This is a genomic window from Streptococcus phocae (assembly GCF_001302265.1).
In the GTDB taxonomy this organism is placed as follows: Bacteria; Bacillota; Bacilli; order Lactobacillales; family Streptococcaceae; genus Streptococcus; species Streptococcus phocae.
Genome location: NZ_LHQM01000031.1, coordinates 1 through 18,160, shown reverse-complemented (window position 1 = coordinate 18,160; position 18,160 = coordinate 1). Strand labels below are relative to the sequence as shown.

General features: G+C 40.6%; 21 protein-coding genes and 1 riboswitch. Of the genes, 20 read left to right on the top strand and 1 reads right to left on the bottom strand.

Annotated elements, in window-relative coordinates; all coding sequences use genetic code 11:
• The first annotated feature begins 24 nt into the window (after positions 1–24).
• Positions 25–150: riboswitch (FMN riboswitch) on the top strand.
• 73 nt (positions 151–223) lie between these two features.
• From AKK44_RS06960 to AKK44_RS06925, 8 genes are all read left to right on the top strand, one after another.
• Complete coding sequence (locus AKK44_RS06960; RefSeq protein ID WP_054279084.1) at positions 224–787, top strand: ECF transporter S component; 564 nt, start codon at positions 224–226, stop codon at positions 785–787.
• 3 nt (positions 788–790) lie between these two features.
• Positions 791–1,441 (top strand): phosphatase PAP2 family protein, encoded by a 651-nt coding sequence (locus AKK44_RS06955; RefSeq protein ID WP_054279083.1) that lies wholly within the window; start codon positions 791–793, stop codon positions 1,439–1,441.
• Positions 1,442–1,587: 146 nt separating this feature from the next.
• A complete protein-coding gene (locus AKK44_RS06950; RefSeq protein ID WP_054279082.1) occupies positions 1,588–2,511 on the top strand; it encodes a TIGR01212 family radical SAM protein in 924 nt (307 codons plus the stop codon).
• Positions 2,512–2,540: 29 nt separating this feature from the next.
• Positions 2,541–3,104 carry a tRNA (mnm(5)s(2)U34)-methyltransferase gene (locus tag AKK44_RS06945; RefSeq protein ID WP_054279081.1) on the top strand — a complete coding sequence of 188 codons (564 nt, stop codon included), beginning with the start codon at positions 2,541–2,543 and terminating at the stop codon, positions 3,102–3,104.
• Positions 3,105–3,265: 161 nt separating this feature from the next.
• Positions 3,266–4,600, top strand: coding sequence for a hemolysin family protein (locus tag AKK44_RS06940; RefSeq protein ID WP_054279080.1), 1,335 nt, complete (start codon positions 3,266–3,268; stop codon positions 4,598–4,600).
• Positions 4,601–4,676: 76 nt separating this feature from the next.
• On the top strand, positions 4,677–5,468 hold the full coding sequence (pflA, locus tag AKK44_RS06935; protein ID WP_037596066.1) for a pyruvate formate-lyase-activating protein: 792 nt from the start codon (positions 4,677–4,679) through the stop codon (positions 5,466–5,468).
• A gap of 131 nt (positions 5,469–5,599) precedes the next feature.
• Complete coding sequence (locus AKK44_RS06930) at positions 5,600–6,535, top strand: manganese-dependent inorganic pyrophosphatase (RefSeq protein WP_054279079.1); 936 nt, start codon at positions 5,600–5,602, stop codon at positions 6,533–6,535.
• Positions 6,536–6,678: 143 nt separating this feature from the next.
• Positions 6,679–7,332, top strand: coding sequence for a DUF1803 domain-containing protein (locus AKK44_RS06925; RefSeq protein ID WP_054279078.1), 654 nt, complete (start codon positions 6,679–6,681; stop codon positions 7,330–7,332).
• A gap of 64 nt (positions 7,333–7,396) precedes the next feature.
• Here the strand turns inward: AKK44_RS06925 and AKK44_RS06920 are convergent, their stop codons facing one another.
• On the bottom strand, positions 7,397–8,857 hold the full coding sequence (locus AKK44_RS06920) for a UDP-N-acetylmuramoyl-L-alanyl-D-glutamate--L-lysine ligase (RefSeq protein ID WP_054279077.1): 1,461 nt from the start codon (positions 8,855–8,857) through the stop codon (positions 7,397–7,399).
• Positions 8,858–8,943: 86 nt separating this feature from the next.
• On the opposite strand from AKK44_RS06920, the gene AKK44_RS06915 reads away from it, so the two are divergent.
• From AKK44_RS06915 to rsmI, 12 genes are all read left to right on the top strand, one after another.
• On the top strand, positions 8,944–10,578 hold the full coding sequence (locus AKK44_RS06915) for a putative polysaccharide biosynthesis protein (RefSeq protein ID WP_054279076.1): 1,635 nt from the start codon (positions 8,944–8,946) through the stop codon (positions 10,576–10,578).
• 91 nt (positions 10,579–10,669) lie between these two features.
• Entirely contained in the window at positions 10,670–11,845 is a 1,176-nt protein-coding gene (locus tag AKK44_RS06910; RefSeq protein WP_054279075.1) for a MalY/PatB family protein, read from the top strand.
• Between the two features lie 90 nt (positions 11,846–11,935).
• Complete coding sequence (gene upp / locus AKK44_RS06905; protein ID WP_037596056.1) at positions 11,936–12,565, top strand: uracil phosphoribosyltransferase; 630 nt, start codon at positions 11,936–11,938, stop codon at positions 12,563–12,565.
• 189 nt (positions 12,566–12,754) lie between these two features.
• On the top strand, positions 12,755–13,345 hold the full coding sequence (locus AKK44_RS06900; protein ID WP_054279074.1) for an ATP-dependent Clp protease proteolytic subunit: 591 nt from the start codon (positions 12,755–12,757) through the stop codon (positions 13,343–13,345).
• 80 nt (positions 13,346–13,425) lie between these two features.
• Positions 13,426–13,722 carry a DUF4298 domain-containing protein gene (locus tag AKK44_RS06895; protein ID WP_054279073.1) on the top strand — a complete coding sequence of 99 codons (297 nt, stop codon included), beginning with the start codon at positions 13,426–13,428 and terminating at the stop codon, positions 13,720–13,722.
• Positions 13,723–13,776: 54 nt separating this feature from the next.
• The gene (locus AKK44_RS06890) at positions 13,777–14,223 is read left to right on the top strand and encodes a YlbF family regulator (RefSeq protein ID WP_054279072.1); all 447 of its coding nucleotides are present in this window, start codon (positions 13,777–13,779) and stop codon (positions 14,221–14,223) included.
• Positions 14,223–14,504 (top strand): YlbG family protein, encoded by a 282-nt coding sequence (locus AKK44_RS06885; protein ID WP_037596050.1) that lies wholly within the window; start codon positions 14,223–14,225, stop codon positions 14,502–14,504. Before AKK44_RS06890 ends, AKK44_RS06885 begins: the two co-directional genes overlap by 1 nt.
• A 122-nt stretch (positions 14,505–14,626) precedes the next feature.
• Positions 14,627–15,262: a dTMP kinase gene (tmk, locus tag AKK44_RS06880; protein ID WP_054279071.1), complete on the top strand. Its 636-nt coding sequence runs from the start codon at positions 14,627–14,629 to the stop codon at positions 15,260–15,262.
• Positions 15,263–15,277: 15 nt separating this feature from the next.
• On the top strand, positions 15,278–16,153 hold the full coding sequence (locus tag AKK44_RS06875; protein WP_054279070.1) for a DNA polymerase III subunit delta': 876 nt from the start codon (positions 15,278–15,280) through the stop codon (positions 16,151–16,153).
• Entirely contained in the window at positions 16,150–16,950 is an 801-nt protein-coding gene (gene ricT, locus AKK44_RS06870) for a regulatory iron-sulfur-containing complex subunit RicT (RefSeq protein ID WP_054279069.1), read from the top strand. The genes AKK44_RS06875 and ricT overlap by 4 nt, the downstream gene beginning before the upstream one ends.
• On the top strand, positions 16,943–17,266 hold the full coding sequence (gene yabA / locus AKK44_RS06865; protein WP_037596045.1) for a DNA replication initiation control protein YabA: 324 nt from the start codon (positions 16,943–16,945) through the stop codon (positions 17,264–17,266). Before ricT ends, yabA begins: the two co-directional genes overlap by 8 nt.
• A gap of 4 nt (positions 17,267–17,270) precedes the next feature.
• Complete coding sequence (rsmI, locus tag AKK44_RS06860) at positions 17,271–18,134, top strand: 16S rRNA (cytidine(1402)-2'-O)-methyltransferase (RefSeq protein WP_054279068.1); 864 nt, start codon at positions 17,271–17,273, stop codon at positions 18,132–18,134.
• Positions 18,135–18,160: the final 26 nt, after the last annotated feature.

Genomic DNA, 18,160 nt, shown 5'->3' with positions numbered 1-18,160 from the left:
ATAGTGATAAATTTGCTATGCTATAAGTGTCTTCAGGGCAGGGTGTAATTCCCGACCGGCGGTGACTAGAGTATCTAGAAGTCCGCGAGCGTAAGCTGATGTGGTGTAATTCCACAACCGACAGTAAAGTCTGGATGAGAGAAGACCGGGTTTTTTGGGTACTTTTTTGCTATCCAAATACGAAGGAACTTCTTTCAATTTGAAAAAATTGGAGGAATTTTTTATGTCAAAAATACATAAAATGGTCATGGTTGCCATTCTTTCAGCCATATCTTTTGTTTTAATGTTTTTTAGCTTTTCTATCATTCCAGGAGCTAGTTTTTTAAAAGTTGAGTTGAGCATTATTCCTATCTTGTTAGGCTTGGTTCTGATGGACTTGAAACATGCTTACTTGATTTTAGTGTTTAGGTCGTTATTGAAAATTTTCTTGAATAACCATGGGATCACTGATGTGATTGGCTTACCGATGAACATGCTTGCTATAGGAGTTTTTGTAACCGTGTTTGGATTGGTTTGGAGAAAAAAGCAGACCCTTCGCCAGTATCTTTTGGCTAGTGTTTTAGGAACAGCTTTGCTGACCTTTTCCATGGTTCTCTTAAATTATTTTGTCGCAATTCCATTGTATGCGGCATTAGCTAATTTTGATATTGGTGCCTATATTGGGATTACCAAATACATGGTTGCTATGGTTGTTCCATTCAATGTGGTAGAAGGGTTAATATTTGCAATTGCCTTTTATTTTGTGTATATTGCAAGTAAACCAATTCTAGAAAGATACATTAGATAACACATGAAAAACAAACAACAACATATGCTAAAGTCATCCTTTGCCCTCCTTTTATTTGTCATTATGGGCTACGTGGTTAAGTTTTTTCCTGAGCAGTTGACAGCTTTAGATGGAGTCATTCAATCAGTTGTTAGAGGTAATCTCCCTGAGGGAGCCACTCGTTTTTTTAAGTTAGTCACAATAGTAGGCAATGTCAAGACTCAAATTATAATTTTGATGATATCTGTCTTGATTTGCTACGCTCTTAAATGGAAGGCTGAGGCATTATTTTTATTATCAAATGGTCTGATGGCTGCTCTTTTCATTACAGGTTTCAAGATATTGTATCAAAGGCCACGTCCTTTGATTGAGCATTTGGTCCATGCTGGTGGCTACTCTTTTCCAAGTGGCCATGCCACAGGTAGCATGCTAATTATCGGAAGTTTGATCATTATTTTTCATCAGAGGCTACGCCAGAGCCCTTTTCAGCTCGTTGTGGACTTTTGTTTAACGAGTTTATTGCTACTTATTGGCTTATCGCGTGTTTATTTAGGGGTTCACTATCCAAGTGATGTCCTTGCAGGTTTTTTACTTGGATTTGGGATTTTATCCTTGTTGTACCCTTATTACGATAAAAAACGCTTTGAGTGGCGATTCCATTTAAAGCAGCACTAACAATCAATCAAGTTATTATTATAGAGAGTTGAAAGGATGATATTCTTTTGACTTTTTTAGTGCTCAAACATACGGAATCACAATCAAGTCAGTGTTGAGCTGATTTGGAGAATCTTTCTTTTTGAAATTGTGATAAAATAAAGAATATGAAAAAGAGATATCAAACCTTAAATGAGTATTATCGTCAGTTATTTGGGGAGAAAATTTTTAAAGTGCCTGTTGATGCTGGCTTTGACTGCCCGAATCGCGACGGAACGGTAGCTCATGGTGGTTGTACATTTTGCACAGTTTCTGGGTCAGGAGATGCCATTGTGGCTCCTGACGCACCCATTAGAGAACAATTCTACAAAGAAATTACATTTATGCATCGCAAGTGGCCCGATGTGACCAAATACTTGGTTTATTTTCAAAACTTCACCAATACCCATGACAGCTTATCAGTGATTCGTGACCGTTATGAGCAAGCCATCAATGAGCCAGGTGTGGTGGGGATTAATATCGGAACCAGACCAGATTGTTTACCTGATGATGTGATTGCCTATTTGGCGCAATTAGCAGAACGGATGCACGTCACTGTTGAACTAGGGCTTCAAACAACCTTTGAAGAAACGTCAAAGATTATTAATAGAGCACATTCTTATGAGCTTTATCAGGAAACGGTTAAGCGATTGCGCCGCCACCCGAAGATCAATATTGTCTCACACCTCATCAACGGTTTGCCGGGAGAAACGGCTGAGATGATGGTAGAAAACGTTAGGCGTTGCGTTGTGGATAATGACATTCAAGGCATCAAATTGCACTTGTTGCATTTAATGACCAATACCCGCATGCAGCGAGATTATCACGAAGGGCGTCTACGATTATTGAGTCAAGAAGAATACGTGTCCATCATCTGTGATCAGTTAGAAATTATCCCAAAAGACATTATCATTCATCGGATCACAGGTGATGCTCCAAGGGAGATGCTAATTGGGCCAATGTGGAGTTTGAATAAGTGGGAAGTCCTAAATGCTATTGATGCTGAGATGACTAGACGCAATTCTTATCAAGGGTGTCGCGCACACCGGTAATTATGACGCTCAAGAAAGGAGCTTTTTAGATGAAACGACCAATCCAAGTCTCTCATGAGTTTCTCGCAGAAGTCATCACAAAAGATAGTGTTGTCGTGGATGCGACTATGGGAAACGGCAATGACACCGTCTTTTTAGCCAAGTTAGCTAAGACTGTCTATGCATTTGACATACAAGCCCAAGCCCTTGAAAAAACAGCTGACAAATTACGTCACGAAAACCTTAATAATGCGCAATTGATTTTAGATGGGCATGAGCATGTTGGAAAGTATGTTGATCAGGTTGATGCAGCGATTTTCAATTTGGGCTATCTACCAAGTTCGGACAAAGCCGTCATTACGCAGCCACAGACAACCCTTCAGTCTTTGGAACAATTACTCCAAAGACTGTCAATAGGTGGTAGAATTGCTATTATGGTCTACTATGGTCACCAAGGGGGTGACATGGAAAAAGACGCTGTGTTAGACTACGTGACTAACTTAGACCAAAGAGAGTTTGCAGCAATGCTTTACAAACCTTTAAATCAGATTAACACCCCTCCTTTTTTAATCATGCTTGAAAAGCTAGCCATAGTGCCCCAAAAAGACATCTAGCTGAGCCTTTTGCCTTATCAAAAATCCTATTCTATCATGGTGCTCCAAAGAATAAAAAGAGGTCCTTGGGGTCTTTGAACATTGTTGTCAAATAAGCACAAACTAATGGTGAATTATGATATAATAAGGATACTATATTATTTTCTAGGAGTTATTATTAAATGGAAGACCCTGTGAGTCAGCCTTTGTTTGTTCAGTTTTTACTATTATTTATCCTGACCCTGCTAAATGCTTTTTTTTCAGCCAGTGAAATGGCCCTTGTTTCTCTCAACCGTTCTCGTGTTGAGCAAAAAGCTGCAGACGGTGACAAAAGGTATATCCGTCTCTTAAACGTTTTAGAGCAACCCAACAATTTTTTATCAACCATTCAAGTTGGCATCACCTTTATCAGTTTGCTATCAGGGGCTAGTTTATCAGCTTCATTAGGAAAAGAGATTGCAGGATGGCTAGGAGGGTCAACGACTGCCCAAACAGCAGGTAGCGTGATTTCCTTGATTTTTTTAACCTACGTCTCGATTGTTTTGGGGGAGCTTTATCCTAAGCGCATTGCCATGAACTTAAAAGACAAGCTGGCTATTATTTCAGCGCCAATCATTATTGTCTTAGGGAAAGTTGTAGGCCCCTTTGTTTGGCTCTTGTCTGCTTCGACAAATTTACTGAGTCGTATTACTCCAATGACCTTTGATGATGCTGATGAGCGCATGACGCGTGACGAGATTGAGTACATGCTCACAAATAGTGAGGAGACTCTTGACGCCGAAGAAATCGAAATGTTACAAGGGATTTTCTCGCTAGATGAGATGATGGCGCGTGAAGTTATGGTGCCACGGACGGATGCCTTCATGATTGATATCAACGAAGACCCTATTGAAAATATTCAAGAAATATTGAAGCAGAGCTTTTCGCGGATTCCTGTTTATGATGTTGATAAAGATAAAATTATCGGCCTAATCCATACCAAGAGACTTTTGGAATCAGGGTTTCGACAAGGATTTGAAAAAATCAACATGCGAAAAATCTTGCAAGAACCACTCTTTGTTCCAGAAACTATTTTTGTTGACGACTTGCTAAGGCAGCTCCGAAACACCCAAAATCAGATGGCTATATTGCTTGATGAGTATGGAGGTGTTGCAGGTTTGGTTACTTTGGAGGACTTGCTTGAGGAAATCGTCGGTGAAATTGATGACGAGACCGATAAGGCAGAAAAATATGTTCATGAAATCGGGGAAAACACCTATATTGTGGTGGGGACCATGACCTTGAACGAATTTAACGAGTATTTTGGCACTGAGCTTGAAAGTGATGACGTTGACACCATTGCAGGCTTTTACTTAACGGGTATTGGGACCATACCAAGCCAGGAGAAAAAACAAAGCTTTGAATGTGATAGCAAAGACAAGCACCTGCACCTGATAAATGACAAGGTCAAGGACGGTCGAATCACTAAATTGAAACTAATCATTTCTAATATAGAACAGATTATCGAAGAAGACTAGGTAGATACCTAGTCTTTTTTGTGAAAAATGATATAATGAAAGTGTAAAAACGTTTACAAGAAGTGAAGGAGATGCAATGACTGAAAAAGATTATGGACAAGTAACTGGTATGGTGCATTCGACAGAAAGTTTTGGCTCTGTGGATGGTCCAGGAATTCGTTTTATCATTTTTTTGCAAGGTTGCAAGATGCGTTGTCAGTATTGCCACAATCCAGATACTTGGGAGATGGAAACGAACAATTCAAAGTTACGAACAGTTGATGATGTTCTAAAGGAAGCTTTGCAATATAAACATTTTTGGGGACAAAAAGGAGGGATTACCGTATCTGGTGGTGAGGCCATGCTTCAAATAGAGTTTATCACAGCTCTATTTAAAAAAGCTAAGCAATTAGGCATTCACACGACCTTAGATACCTGTGGTTTTGCTTACCGTGAAAGTCCAGATTACCATAAGATTCTGGATGAGTTGTTAGAGGTAACCGATCTTGTCTTGTTAGATTTGAAAGAAATCGATGAAGAACAACATAAGATTGTGACGCGTCAGCCCAATAAGCACATTTTGCAATTTGCAAGGTATCTATCAGATAAAAACATTCCTGTTTGGATTCGTCACGTCTTGGTTCCTGGTTTGACAGATATCGATGACCACTTAAAACGATTAGGTGCGTTTGTGCAAACCTTGAACAATGTGGATAAGTTTGAAGTCTTGCCGTATCATACTATGGGTGAGTTCAAATGGCGTGAGTTAGGCATACCGTATCAATTGGCAGGTGTTAAACCACCAACAAAAGAGCGTGTGCAAAATGCTAAGGATTTGCTAAAGACAGAGTCCTATACCCAATACATGAATCGCATTCATCAATCATGATAAACAGAGCTAGGGAAGTCACCACCTGGCTCTTTTGTGTCTCGAAAGCTTCATTAGAATGATTATCCCTTTGATTTTAGCTTTTATTTCTGCTAAAATAAGGTGAATAAAGAGAATGAGGTAGAAATATTATGTCAAACATTTTAGTTTTTGGTCATCAAAACCCAGATACAGATGCCATTGCATCATCTTACGCATTTGATTACTTGTCTAAAAAAGCTTTTGGTCTAAATACAGAGGTTGTGGCCTTGGGTGAGCCTAATGAAGAAACAGCATTTGCGCTGGACTATTTTAAGGTTCCTGCACCGCGCGTGGTAACATCTGCCAAAGCAGAAGGTGCTGACAAAGTTATTTTGACAGACCATAACGAGTTCCAACAATCGATTTCAGACATTCGTGACGTTGAGATTCATGGGATTGTTGATCACCACCGTGTTGCAAATTTTGAAACAGCAACCCCTCTTTATATGCGTATTGAACCAGTTGGTTCTGCCTCATCTATTGTTTACCGTCTGTTCAAAGAAAATAATGTCGATGTGCCAAGAGACATCGCAGGAATGCTATTATCTGGCTTGATTTCAGATACCTTGCTTTTGAAATCACCAACAACTCATGCTTCAGATCGTCGTGTGGCTCCTGAAATGGCAGAGCTTGCTGGCGTTGACTTGCAAGAGTATGGGATGGCCCTTCTCAAAGCTGGAACAAATCTTTCAAGCAAAACTGCTGTTGATTTGATTGACATTGATGCTAAAACCTTTGAACTAAATGGCAATGCCGTTCGCGTGGCTCAGGTCAATACTGTGGACATCTCAGAAGTGTTAGACCGTCAAGATGCTATCGAAGAGGCTATTAAAGATGCCATGACAACTGAAGGGTATTCAGATTTTGTTTTGATGATTACAGATATTGTCAATTCTAACTCTGAAATTTTGGCTCTTGGGGCTAATATGGATAAGGTTGAAGCTGCTTTTAACTTTAAATTGGAAAATAACCATGCTTTCTTAGCAGGAGCAGTTTCTCGTAAAAAACAAGTGGTTCCTCAATTAACAGAAAGTTTTGGAGCTTAAGACAATCTAAAACACTTGTCTACCTAAAGAATCGTGTCAAAAAAGCTACCTTTAAAAAGGTAGCTTTTTTCGTGTCATAAGCAAGCGTTGCGTTGATGTCAATCTTTTGATGAGAGAGTCTAATTTTTTGGTATAATAGAGTCATGATAAGATTATTTAATCCCGATAAGCTCATGCGTCAGCCCTTTTTCAAGGACCTTGTTGCCTATTTAGACCAGCATGATGAGGTCATTTTGCGCCAACTCAAAAAAGATTTTCCTGAAGTAAAGAACCTTGATAGGTCCATAGAAGCATATGTCAAGGCTGCTTATATCAGCCGAGAGAACAGGCGCTATCGCCTCACTCTGCCTCTAGTAACAGATATGACAGCTCTTAGGTTAGAAGACACCATCGCTATTGATACCAACTCTCCTTTGTATGAGGAATTGTTATCTCTGACTTTTGACACTCAGTTGACCAACCAAACCAACCAAGTGATTATCCAGGAGAGCACAGGCATTGATCGAGAAAAATTGACTCTAGCCAACTATTTTTATCGGTTAAAAAGGCAGGAGTCCTTATCAGCAGATCAAAAGAAACTCTATGCTCTTTTGGGGGATGTTAATCAGGAGTATGCTTTGAAATATCTGACGAGTTTTTTATTAAAATTTACCAAAAAAGAGGTAGTGATGCAAAAACGTCCAGATATTTTTGTAGATGCCTTGGTTTTTTTGGGGTATATTAGTCCTTTAGAGGAGCATCGCTATCGCTTACAGATGACGACAACAGAACCACTGAAGTTTCAAGCTAAGCGATAACAGACAAAATTAACCAATAATAAAAAGGCTTCGAAGAGCCTTTTTTTATCTATTTGGATTTAGATTAATGAGTGATGCGATTTAATAAGTTACTAGCAACAGCTAAGTCACCAGGGTATTCGGCTTTTTGACCTTGGATAATCTGATAAGCGTCAGCCCCTTTTCCAGCAATAATCAGTGCATCTTGTGGGGTTTTGCAGGCCTCCATACCAATCTCGATTGCTTTTGTGCGATCAGTGATAATGGTAACGTCGCGAGTGATGTGGCTAGCAATTTCCTGAGAAATGGATTGAGGGTCTTCAAAGTTAGGGTCATCAGCCGTTAGGATGACCTCAATATTAGGATGCTGATTAATCACATGTCCAAAGTCAGCACGTCTGCTTTCGCCTTTGTTACCAGGCGCTCCTAAAATCAAGACAACCTGTCCTTTTTGATGTTCTTCAACCACAGATAATAATTTTTCTAGGCTGTCACCATTATGAGCGTAGTCTACAAATACCTTGGCCTGATTGGCCATGGTCAAGACCTCCATGCGACCAGGAACGCGAGTGTTTGCGATGCCGTTTGCAATATCTTGTGGACTAGCACCTAATCTGAGACAGGCTAAGCCTGCAGCGATGGCATTTTCTTGATTAAAGTGTCCGATAAGTTGAATGTCGTAGGAACCAGCCAATTTGCCGTCAACATCAAAAGAAAAGGCTTGACTATTAGTAATGTGGTTATCAGAATCACTACCATAACTATCATGGGGGACTCCAGCTACCTGTTCAGCGACCAAGTCAAAATAATCCATGCCTTTATTAATCACAACAGCTCTGCTATTTGCCATTAGCAAGCGTTTGTGAAAGAAATAGTCTTCAAAGTTAGGGTGCTCGATAGGGCCGATATGGTCTGGGCTAATGTTGAGAAACACGCCAACATCAAAGGTAAGGCCATACACACGATTAACCAAATAGGCTTGGCTAGATACTTCCATAATCAGATGGCTCCGGCCATTTTTAACGCACTGAGCCATCATGGCAAAGAGGTCTAAACTTTCAGGAGTGGTCAGCTCAGATTTGAAAAAAGTCTCACCATCTAAGGTGGTGCTCATGGTAGACAACATCGCTGGTTGATGCGATTCTTTGAGGATATGGTAGGCAAAATAAGCCGCGGTGGTTTTCCCTTTGGTTCCGGTGAAGGCTAGAAGCTTTAACTGGTTTTGCGGGTTGCCATAAAAGGCCATGGCAATTAGGCTCATTGCTTTTTTAATATTTGAGACCACAATCACTGGAATATCTAGTTGGTAGTCTATCTCAGAAACATAGCAACGCAAGCCTTTTTCAATGGCTTGGTGCAAAAAGTCAACGTTAAAACCAGCCCCTTTTGCAAAAAATAGGCTATGTTGAGTCGCTTGACGACTGTCATAGGTCAGGTGCTCAAAGGTTAGACCGCTATACTGATAATGGTAGCCATCAGGATCAATGACTTCTCGGAAATTATGGTCTGTTTTTAAAATGCTTAAGGTTTCTTCAATCGTAATCATACCCTTATTTTATCCTTAAAGTTCTTGTTTTACAAGTGACAGGCAAAAGTTTATAATAAAGCTAATAAAAAGTGGAAAGAATAACTATGTCGACAGAAAAAAAACAACTGACACAAGAAGAACTCATGGTCCAAGGCGCCGCCTGGTCCACGGCAGGAAACTTCATTAGCCGATTTTTAGGTGTTTTATATATTATTCCTTGGTACATATGGATGGGGCAATACGCAACACAAGCCAACGCTCTTTTTAACATGGGATATAATGTATATGCCTATTTTTTATTGATTTCAACAACCGGCCTCAATGTTGCCATTGCTAAACAAATCGCCAAATACAATTCAATGGGGCGACAAACGCATAGTTACCAGCTCATTCGCAGCATTTTAAAGGTTATGCTAGTTTTGGGCTTTGTTTTTGCTATCCTGATGTATCTCGGCTCTCCTATTTTTGCCGCCATGTCGGGAGCCGATAACAAGCTAGTTCCAATCATGCATAGCCTCTCATTAGCGGTATTTGTCTTTCCTGTGATGAGTGTTATCCGAGGAGTGTTTCAAGGGTACAAGGACATCAAGCCTTATGCCTTGAGTCAAATTGCCGAGCAAACCATTCGCGTGATTTGGATGCTTCTGACAACCTTTTTCATTATGAAATTAGGTTCAGGTGATTACATTGCAGCGGTGACGCAGTCAACCTTTGCGGCCTTTATTGGGATGATTGCTAGTATGGGAGTTTTGGTCTACTATCTTTGGAAACAAGGACTGCTCAAGGCCATCTTTACGCCGGTTAAGCATGATATTCCGATTGATATAAAAGGCTTATTATTTGAAACCCTCAAAGAATCAATTCCTTTTATCATAACAGGTAGTGCCATCCAGGCCTTTCAATTGATTGACCAATGGACTTTTGTGAATGCCATGTCTTGGTTTACCAATTATTCGCACCCTCAATTGTGGGTCTTGTTTGGGTACTTCAATGCCAATCCAGCAAAAATCACCATGATTTTGATTGCGGTAGCGGCCTCTATTGGAGGCATTGGCATTGCCTTAATGACTGAAAACTATGTCAAAAAAGACATGAAAGCAGCGGCGCGATTAATCATTAGTAATATTGAGATGTTATTGATGTTTTTGCTGCCAGCTTTGACAGGAGCTGTGATACTGGCTAGACCGCTCTACACTGTTTTTTATGGCGTTAGCGAGGACCAAGCCATCGAATTGTTTGTTGCCGTACTGCTACAGACACTGCTCTTGGCCTTGTATACTTTGTTTTCACCAATGTTACAAGCCCTATTTGAAAATCGCAAAGCCATTCATTACTTTTTTGTGGGGGTTTTGATTAAATTAGTGCTGCAAGTCCCTAGCATTTATTTTTTACATGCTTATGGGCCGCTTTTAGCAACGACTATTAGCTTGTCTGTTCCAATCTACCTTATGTACCGAAAACTTCATCAGGTAACGCGGTTTAATCGCCGATTACTGCACAAGAGGATTTTGTTGATACTGGTGCAAACCCTTATTATGGGAGGGGTTGTGTATTTGGGAAATTGGCTTCTTGGCTATATCGTGACGCCGACTAGCCGATTGACGAGTCTATTGTATCTGCTTCTTGTTGGCGGTTTAGGACTGGCGGTTTATGCTTATTTGAGCTTGATGACGCATCAGTTGGATAAATTGATTGGGCCACGAGCAGCCGTTTGGCGTCAAAAATTAAACATGCAGTGAGATAATCGTTAAACGAACAAGCCAGCAGATAGCAGTATCCTGATTGACTTGTTCGTTTTTTAAGTTTGATAAAGAAGAGAGGTTTGAGATAATGGACCCTGATAGGACAACATATGACTTTGTGGCCCTGCCTAATCGACTAGGTCAAGGTTCTGTTAAATGGCGAGCGTCTGAGGATAATCCTGATTTGTTGCAACTTTGGGTAGCAGATATGGATTTTGAGCCCTTTCCTGCCTTGCGTCAAGCAATTATCAGCCATGGGCAGGGGGCTATTTTTGGTTACAGTTACCCTAAACAAGAATTGTTTGATGCCATTATGAGCTGGGAAAAAACTCAGCACCGTTACCAGATTAGTCAAGATTCGTTGGTTTTGGTTAGTGGCGTTGTCCCTGCTATTGCCATTGCCATTCAGGCTCTGACAAAACAAGGGGATGCTGTGTTGATTAATAGTCCTGTCTACCCACCGTTTGCCAATATGGTAAGACTAAACAATAGACGCCTCAGACGCCAACCCCTTGAGCTAGTAAATGGGCAATTTCAGATGGACATGGAAGCTTTTGAGCAAGAATTTATTTCAGAAGACATCAAGCTTTATCTTCTTTGCAACCCTCATAATCCTGGCGGTCGCGCTTGGTCCAAAGAAGAGCTAAAACAGATAGGAGATATCTGCCTCAAGCATAATGTTTTGGTGATCTCAGACGAAATCCATCAAGATTTGACCTTGTTTGGGCATCAGCACCACTCTTTTAATACGGTGGACAAAACATTTGCCGACATTAGTCTAGTTCTATCCTCAGCGACTAAGACTTTTAACCTTGCGGGGACTAAAAATAGCTTTGCCATCATTGAAAACCCAAAGCTTAGGCAAGCCTTTATCAAGCAACAAGAACGCAACCATCAGCAGGAAATTCCAACTATTGGCTATCTCACTACCCAAGTTGCTTATGAGTCAGGTAGTCAGTGGCTAGACGCACTAAAAAAGGTACTAGAAGACAATATCCTTTTTCTTTGCGAGTATCTGGAACAGTATACGCAAATCAAGGTCATGAAACCCCAGGCGACTTATTTGGTTTGGCTAGATTTTTCAGCTTATGGTTTATCTCAAGCTGAGCTTATGAGTCGCTTGACCTCAACAGCCAAGGTAGTTTTAAACAATGGTCAGGCTTTCGGTCCCCAAGGAAAAGGCTTTGCACGGATAAATGTTGCGACGCCTAAGGCCACACTGATAGAGGCATGCCAGCGAATTGCGCAAGCCTTCCCAAAATAAATTGACAAAAGCACAGATTTGCCAAGCCAAGCCTATATATTTTTGATATAATAGTGAAAGTGTAAAAAATTAAGAAGGAAGTACATCAACATGGGAAAATTTCAAGTTATTTCGCATCCGCTTATCCAGCATAAACTCTCAATCTTACGTCGAGAAGACACATCAACCAAGGATTTCCGCGAATTGGTTAATGAAATTGCTATGCTTATGGGATATGAAGTATCGCGTGACCTTCCAGTAGAAGATGTAGACATACAGACGCCAGTTTCTAAAACAGTTCAAAAACAATTGGCTGGTAAAAAATTAGCGATTGTTCCGATTCTTAGAGCTGGGATCGGGATGGTAGATGGTTTTTTGAGTTTGGTTCCTGCGGCAAAAGTTGGGCATATCGGCATGTATCGTGACGAAGAAACCCTAGAGCCTGTCGAATATTTGGTGAAACTTCCTGAAGATATTGACCAACGTCAAATCTTCCTTGTTGATCCAATGTTAGCTACCGGAGGCTCTGCAATCTTAGCTGTGGATTCTTTGAAAAAGCGTGGCGCAGCAAATATTAAGTTCATTTGTCTTGTTGCTGCTCCAGAAGGCGTTAAAAAACTTCAAGAAGCACATCCAGATATTGACATCTTTACAGCGGCTCTTGATGAAAAACTAAATGACCACGGCTATATTGTGCCTGGTTTGGGTGATGCAGGCGATCGCTTGTTTGGAACCAAATAACCTGATATCATGGTCAATCACAAGAAACTTTCCAGCTATCATTGGGAAGTTTTTTGGGACCGTGTTTATTATTTGACCTTTATTGACCAAAAGATTATAATAAAGTCAATCATTATATAAAAAGCTCTGCAAAAGGCCTTGTGTCCATTACAATCAGAGCAGACAAACCATTGTAGATTGGAGAATTTTATGATTCCAGTAGTTATTGAACAAACAAGTCGCGGGGAGCGTTCTTACGATATTTATTCTCGATTATTAAAAGATCGTATTATTATGCTGACAGGACCTGTCGAAGACAACATGGCAAATTCAGTTATTGCCCAGCTCTTGTTTTTAGACGCCCAAGATAACACCAAAGACATTTACCTTTATGTTAATACCCCAGGTGGCTCTGTTTCAGCAGGTTTGGCCATTGTTGACACGATGAACTTCATTAAATCAGATGTACAGACCATTGTGATGGGTATGGCAGCTTCTATGGGTACCATCATTGCTTCATCAGGGACTAAAGGCAAACGCTTTATGCTTCCAAATGCTGAGTACATGATGCACCAGCCAATGGGTGGCACAGGTGGTGGCACACAACAGACAGATATGGCTATTGCAGCTGAGCATCTGTTGAAAACACGTCACCGTCTTGAAAAAATCTTGGCACAAAATGCTGGTAAAACCATCAAACAAATCCACAAAGACGCTGAGCGTGATTATTGGATGAGTGCTGAGGAAACCTTGGCTTATGGTTTCATTGATGAAATCATGGAAAGTAACGAGCTCAAATAATTGAGTCTTGATCACACAAACACCCTAGACTCGTCTAGGGTGTTTTGATGTGTCCTTTGTGACACTAGAAAAGAGATAGCATGGAACCAAATGACAAACAACTGCTTTGCCATGTTGAAGCTAGTTATGATAGCTTTAAACCAAAATTAGACAATTTAAAAACAAGCCTTGAGGCCTTTCGAGAAGCCTATGATAGTTATCGTGAGGTGAGGGATTTTTATGGCAGTCAAAAATGGTTTGAGTTACGGGAGCAGCCGACAGATGGGATAAAATCAGGTGTACTGAGTGAAGACCAGATTTATTTTCTCATTACAGAACACAAGGACTTGCTGGTAGATTTGCTAGCTCTATCCACAGAGATGTCTAAAAATCTCTAACAGCTAGTAGCGGTCTTTCTGTACTTTAAGCCTTGTTAATGATATAATCTAGCTATGTTAGTCATCGATGAAAACTTAATGGCCATTGAAGAGCTTATTGACCATTTAATTGAAGATCTCAAAAGAACCAGTCAATACCAATCTTACATCACTGCTAAATGCGCTTTTGAAAAGGACGAAACCTTGCAAAAGCAATTGGTTACATTTCAGGCTCTTGTGGAAGAACATGAAGCGATGAAAGAGTGTCTTGTTTGTCGTCCAGAAGGTAAAGCCTTGCGCCAGGAGTTTTTGCGTCAAAAAAAGCAAATTGATTTGCACCCCTTGGTTATTGATTTGCGGTTGGCCCAAGTTGACTTGCAAACCATTTTAGCTGACATCACACAAGAAATCGCAAGCGCAGTGTCACAAGATATTTTTGTTGATACTGATCTTCCTTTAGCAGCTAAAAAAGCCCCGCATCCCTCAGGGCCCTATCAAAATATTAAAGAAAAGAGAGTATAATGTTTCAAAAACAAGATCGTATTGGACTCGTTATTTACCTCTACTATAACCGAGATGCCAGAAAAGTGCTGAAATATGGTGACCTGCATTACCAGTCAAAGCGCTCGCGCTACGTCATGCTTTATGTTAACAAAGAAGACGTTGAAGCTAAAGTCCAAGAATTAGACCGTTTGAAATTTGTCAAAGAAGTAAAATTATCAGCTTTTGACGACATCGATCGTGACTTTGTTGGCAATTTGCACCGTAATGAGACCCAAGAAACTATCGAAGACGTATCATAATCTTTGGTACTAAAAGCTTGAGCTCTAATAAGGGCTAGCGATAGAGCACTGCTAGATCAAATAGCAGTGTTTTTTGACTTAAATTTTGGTAGAATAGAGTAAGAAAACACAAAGGAAGCAAGATGATAAAAGGAAAATTAATCACCATTGAAGGACCAGATGGCGCTGGGAAAACGATCGTTTTAGCAAGAATTGTCCCTATTTTGGAGGCACGATTGCAGCAGGAACTACTAGCAACAAGAGAGCCTGGAGGAGTTGCTATATCAGAAAGTATCCGTCAGGTGATCTTAGATGTTAACCATACTGCTATGGATGACAAAACAGAGCTCTTGCTTTATGTAGCTGCAAGAAGACAGCATTTAATCGAGAAGGTTTTGCCAGCACTTGAATCAGGAGCTTTGGTTTTTATTGACCGCTTTATCGATAGTTCAGTCGCTTACCAAGGCGCTGGTCGTGGTCTGTCAAAACAAGATATTCAGTGGCTTAACCATTTTGCCACAGATGGTATAGAACCAGATTTAACCCTTTATCTGGATATCCCTTCAGATCTTGGCTTAGCAAGGATTGAGTCAAACCACACGCGCGAGGTTAATCGTTTGGATTTGGAGCAACTAGATATGCACCAAAGGGTACGCCAAGGGTATCTTGAGCTGGCTAAAGAAAATCCCGAGCGAATTGTAACGATTGATGCGTCGCAAGCTCTGGAGAAGGTAGTCGAAGACGTCTTAGGAGCTGTTTTAAAGGTCGTAGAAGCTTAAAAAAGGAGTGTCGTAATGGATTTAGCTGATAAGGCTCCAAAGGTTTATCAAGCGTTTCAAGAGATTTTGCGCAAGGAACGATTAAGCCATGCCTATCTCTTTTCGGGAGATTTTGCCAATGCCGATATGGCTATTTTTTTAGCGAAAGCCTTATTTTGTGACTTTAAAGTAGGGGTAAATCCCTGTCAAGAGTGCCGGTCTTGCCAGTTGATTGATCAAGGAGACTTTGCTGATGTTACGGTTTTAGAGCCGACCGGTCAAATCATTAAAACAGATACTGTTAAGGAAATGATGGCTAACTTTTCTCAAACAGGGTATGAAGGAAAGCGTCAGGTTTTCATCATTAAAGACTGTGACAAAATGCACGTCAATGCCGCTAATAGTCTGCTAAAATATATCGAAGAGCCACAAGGCGATGCTTATATCTTTTTACTGACAAATGATGAAAATAAGGTTTTGCCAACCATCAAAAGCAGAACGCAGATTTTTCATTTTCCAAAACAAGACGCCTATTTAGCTCAGTTAGCTCAAGAACAAGGGCTCTTGAAAGGACAGGCAGTTTTATTAGCGCAGTTAGCAAAAAACGAGGCACAAGTGATAGAATGGTCCCAGCAGACAAAACTGTCAGAATTAATCACACAGACGGAGCGTTTTGTCTCCATTTGGTTAGCAAATCCCTTGCAAGCTTATTTGGAGCTCAACCGTTTGGTCCAGCTGGCTGGTGAAAAAGACGAGCAAGACATGGTCTTGACGCTTCTTCCCCTGATTTTGGCACAAGATTATAGTCAACCAAACGCTTTTACTTATTTAACATCTGCCTATCAAGCTAAACAGATGTGGCAAAGTCATGTCAATTTTCAAAACACGTTAGAATATATGGTGATATCATGATAAAGACTATTGGAATAAAATATAGTGATACTGATCCAGTTAAATATGTTCAGACAGATAGACCCTACCCTAAAGGGACATCTCTGGTTATCAAAGATAGCAAAGGCAGCAGACTAGCTTTTGTCAGTCAGCCCGAAAAAGATTTTGAGGCTGAGGAGTTGCCAAGTGAGTTGCCAACGGTTTTGCGCCTTGCTAACACGATGGACATCAAGGCGCACGACCAAAACGCTCAATTTGCCGAGCAATCTAAAGCCGTTGTTACAGGATTAATTGCTAAAAACAAGTTACCAATGAAGCTTATTGATACTGTGTTTTCTTTGGAAAGAAGCTATGTGCTCATTACTTTTTCTGCAGAAGACCGTGTCGATTTTAGGCAATTACTCAGAGATTTAGCAGGCTATTTTAAAACAAGAATAGAGCTACGCCAGCTCAATAGTCGCGAAGAAGCACAAATCTATGGAGGGCTAGGTCCCTGTGGTAGGCCTCTGTGTTGTTCGAGTTTTTTAGGGGAATTTCCAACAGTTTCTATTAAAATGGTCAAACACCAAGGCTTGTCTTTGCATTCTGGGAAAACGACAGGTTGCTGCGGTCGCTTGCTTTGTTGTTTGCAGTATGAGGAGAGTTTTTACCAAGAAAGTAAGAAAAAATTCCCTGATTATGGTAGTATAGTGGAGACTAGAGATGGGCTCGCTGTTGTGACTGCCATTGATATTTTTAACGAGACCATCAAGGTGCATTTTAAAGACCAGATGTCTCCAGTAACATATGCTTTAGAGGAGGTTAAAGTAGGTGAATAAAAAAGAATTATTTGATGCCTTTGACGGGTTTTCACAAAACTTGATGGTTACTTTAGCTGATATTGAAGCTATGAAAAAACAAGTGCAATCCTTAGTTGAAGAAAACACAGTTATCCGTTTAGAAAATACAAAATTGCGCGATCGCTTGCATCAACTTGAGCATGAAACCCTAACCAAAAGCCCTTCAAAACAAGGAAAAGATCACTTGGAAGGCATTTATGATGAAGGCTTTCATATCTGTAATTTTTTCTACGGACAGCGTCGTGAAAATGATGAAGAGTGTATGTTCTGTAGAGAATTATTAGATAGAAAGTAACACCATGCAAATTCAAAAAAGTTTCAATAAAACAACAGAGTACGGTACCCTTTATTTGGTCCCAACGCCGATTGGTCATTTACAAGACATGACTTTTAGAGCCGTTGAGACCCTTAAGATGGTTGATTACATCTGTGCAGAGGATACTCGAAACACTGGCTTACTCCTCAAGCACTTTGGCATTGACACCAAGCAAATCAGCTTTCATGACCACAATGCCTATGAGAAGATTCCTGATATGATTGGCTTGCTACGTGCAGGTCATTCCTTGGCTCAGGTTTCTGATGCGGGGATGCCTTCTATCTCGGACCCAGGTCACGACTTGGTAAAAGAAGCCATCGCGCATGATATTTCAGTAGTGGCACTTCCAGGTGCTTCTGCAGGAATTACAGGGCTGATAGCAAGTGGTCTGGCTCCACAGCCCCATGTTTTTTATGGGTTTTTACCTCGAAAAGCAGGGCAGCAAAAAGCATTTTTTACCAGTAAGGCTAATTACCCTGAGACACAAATCTTTTATGAGTCTCCTTATCGGGTTAAAGAGACCCTGTCTCACATGATGGCTTGTTATGGCGACCGTCAGGTTGTTTTAGTCAGAGAGCTGACCAAGCTGTTTGAAGAGTACCAACGAGGGACGATTTCAGAAATATGTGATTACATCACTGCAAATCCATTAAAAGGTGAGTGCCTTTTGATCGTTTCAGGAGCAAGTCCAGCTGAAACTAAGGCAAATGCCGAAGACGTGGACATCATTGCTCTTGTCAAAGCAGAAATTGAGGCAGGGATGAAACCCAACCAGGCCATCAAAAAAATCGCTAAAGATTATCAGCTCAACCGCCAAGAGTTGTATCAACAGTTTCATGACATTTAACAAAGACATCAAAAACAGACTAGTAG

Excerpts from the sequence above, each read along its gene's own strand:
- ricT (WP_054279069.1), top strand. The coding sequence starts at position 16,150 with ATGATAAAGACTATTGGAATAAAATATAGTGATACTGATCCAGTTAAA.
- AKK44_RS06945 (WP_054279081.1), top strand. The coding sequence starts at position 2,541 with ATGAAACGACCAATCCAAGTCTCTCATGAGTTTCTCGCAGAAGTCATC.
- rsmI (WP_054279068.1), top strand. The coding sequence starts at position 17,271 with ATGCAAATTCAAAAAAGTTTCAATAAAACAACAGAGTACGGTACCCTT.
- AKK44_RS06900 (WP_054279074.1), top strand. The coding sequence starts at position 12,755 with ATGATTCCAGTAGTTATTGAACAAACAAGTCGCGGGGAGCGTTCTTAC.
- AKK44_RS06885 (WP_037596050.1), top strand. The coding sequence starts at position 14,223 with ATGTTTCAAAAACAAGATCGTATTGGACTCGTTATTTACCTCTACTAT.
- AKK44_RS06895 (WP_054279073.1), top strand. The coding sequence starts at position 13,426 with ATGGAACCAAATGACAAACAACTGCTTTGCCATGTTGAAGCTAGTTAT.
- AKK44_RS06930 (WP_054279079.1), top strand. The coding sequence starts at position 5,600 with ATGTCAAACATTTTAGTTTTTGGTCATCAAAACCCAGATACAGATGCC.
- pflA (WP_037596066.1), top strand. The coding sequence starts at position 4,677 with ATGACTGAAAAAGATTATGGACAAGTAACTGGTATGGTGCATTCGACA.
- AKK44_RS06915 (WP_054279076.1), top strand. The coding sequence starts at position 8,944 with ATGTCGACAGAAAAAAAACAACTGACACAAGAAGAACTCATGGTCCAA.
- AKK44_RS06920 (WP_054279077.1), bottom strand. The coding sequence starts at position 8,857 with ATGATTACGATTGAAGAAACCTTAAGCATTTTAAAAACAGACCATAAT.
- AKK44_RS06910 (WP_054279075.1), top strand. The coding sequence starts at position 10,670 with ATGGACCCTGATAGGACAACATATGACTTTGTGGCCCTGCCTAATCGA.
- AKK44_RS06960 (WP_054279084.1), top strand. The coding sequence starts at position 224 with ATGTCAAAAATACATAAAATGGTCATGGTTGCCATTCTTTCAGCCATA.
- upp (WP_037596056.1), top strand. The coding sequence starts at position 11,936 with ATGGGAAAATTTCAAGTTATTTCGCATCCGCTTATCCAGCATAAACTC.
- AKK44_RS06925 (WP_054279078.1), top strand. The coding sequence starts at position 6,679 with ATGATAAGATTATTTAATCCCGATAAGCTCATGCGTCAGCCCTTTTTC.
- AKK44_RS06890 (WP_054279072.1), top strand. The coding sequence starts at position 13,777 with ATGTTAGTCATCGATGAAAACTTAATGGCCATTGAAGAGCTTATTGAC.
- AKK44_RS06940 (WP_054279080.1), top strand. The coding sequence starts at position 3,266 with ATGGAAGACCCTGTGAGTCAGCCTTTGTTTGTTCAGTTTTTACTATTA.
- AKK44_RS06950 (WP_054279082.1), top strand. The coding sequence starts at position 1,588 with ATGAAAAAGAGATATCAAACCTTAAATGAGTATTATCGTCAGTTATTT.
- AKK44_RS06875 (WP_054279070.1), top strand. The coding sequence starts at position 15,278 with ATGGATTTAGCTGATAAGGCTCCAAAGGTTTATCAAGCGTTTCAAGAG.
- tmk (WP_054279071.1), top strand. The coding sequence starts at position 14,627 with ATGATAAAAGGAAAATTAATCACCATTGAAGGACCAGATGGCGCTGGG.
- AKK44_RS06955 (WP_054279083.1), top strand. The coding sequence starts at position 791 with ATGAAAAACAAACAACAACATATGCTAAAGTCATCCTTTGCCCTCCTT.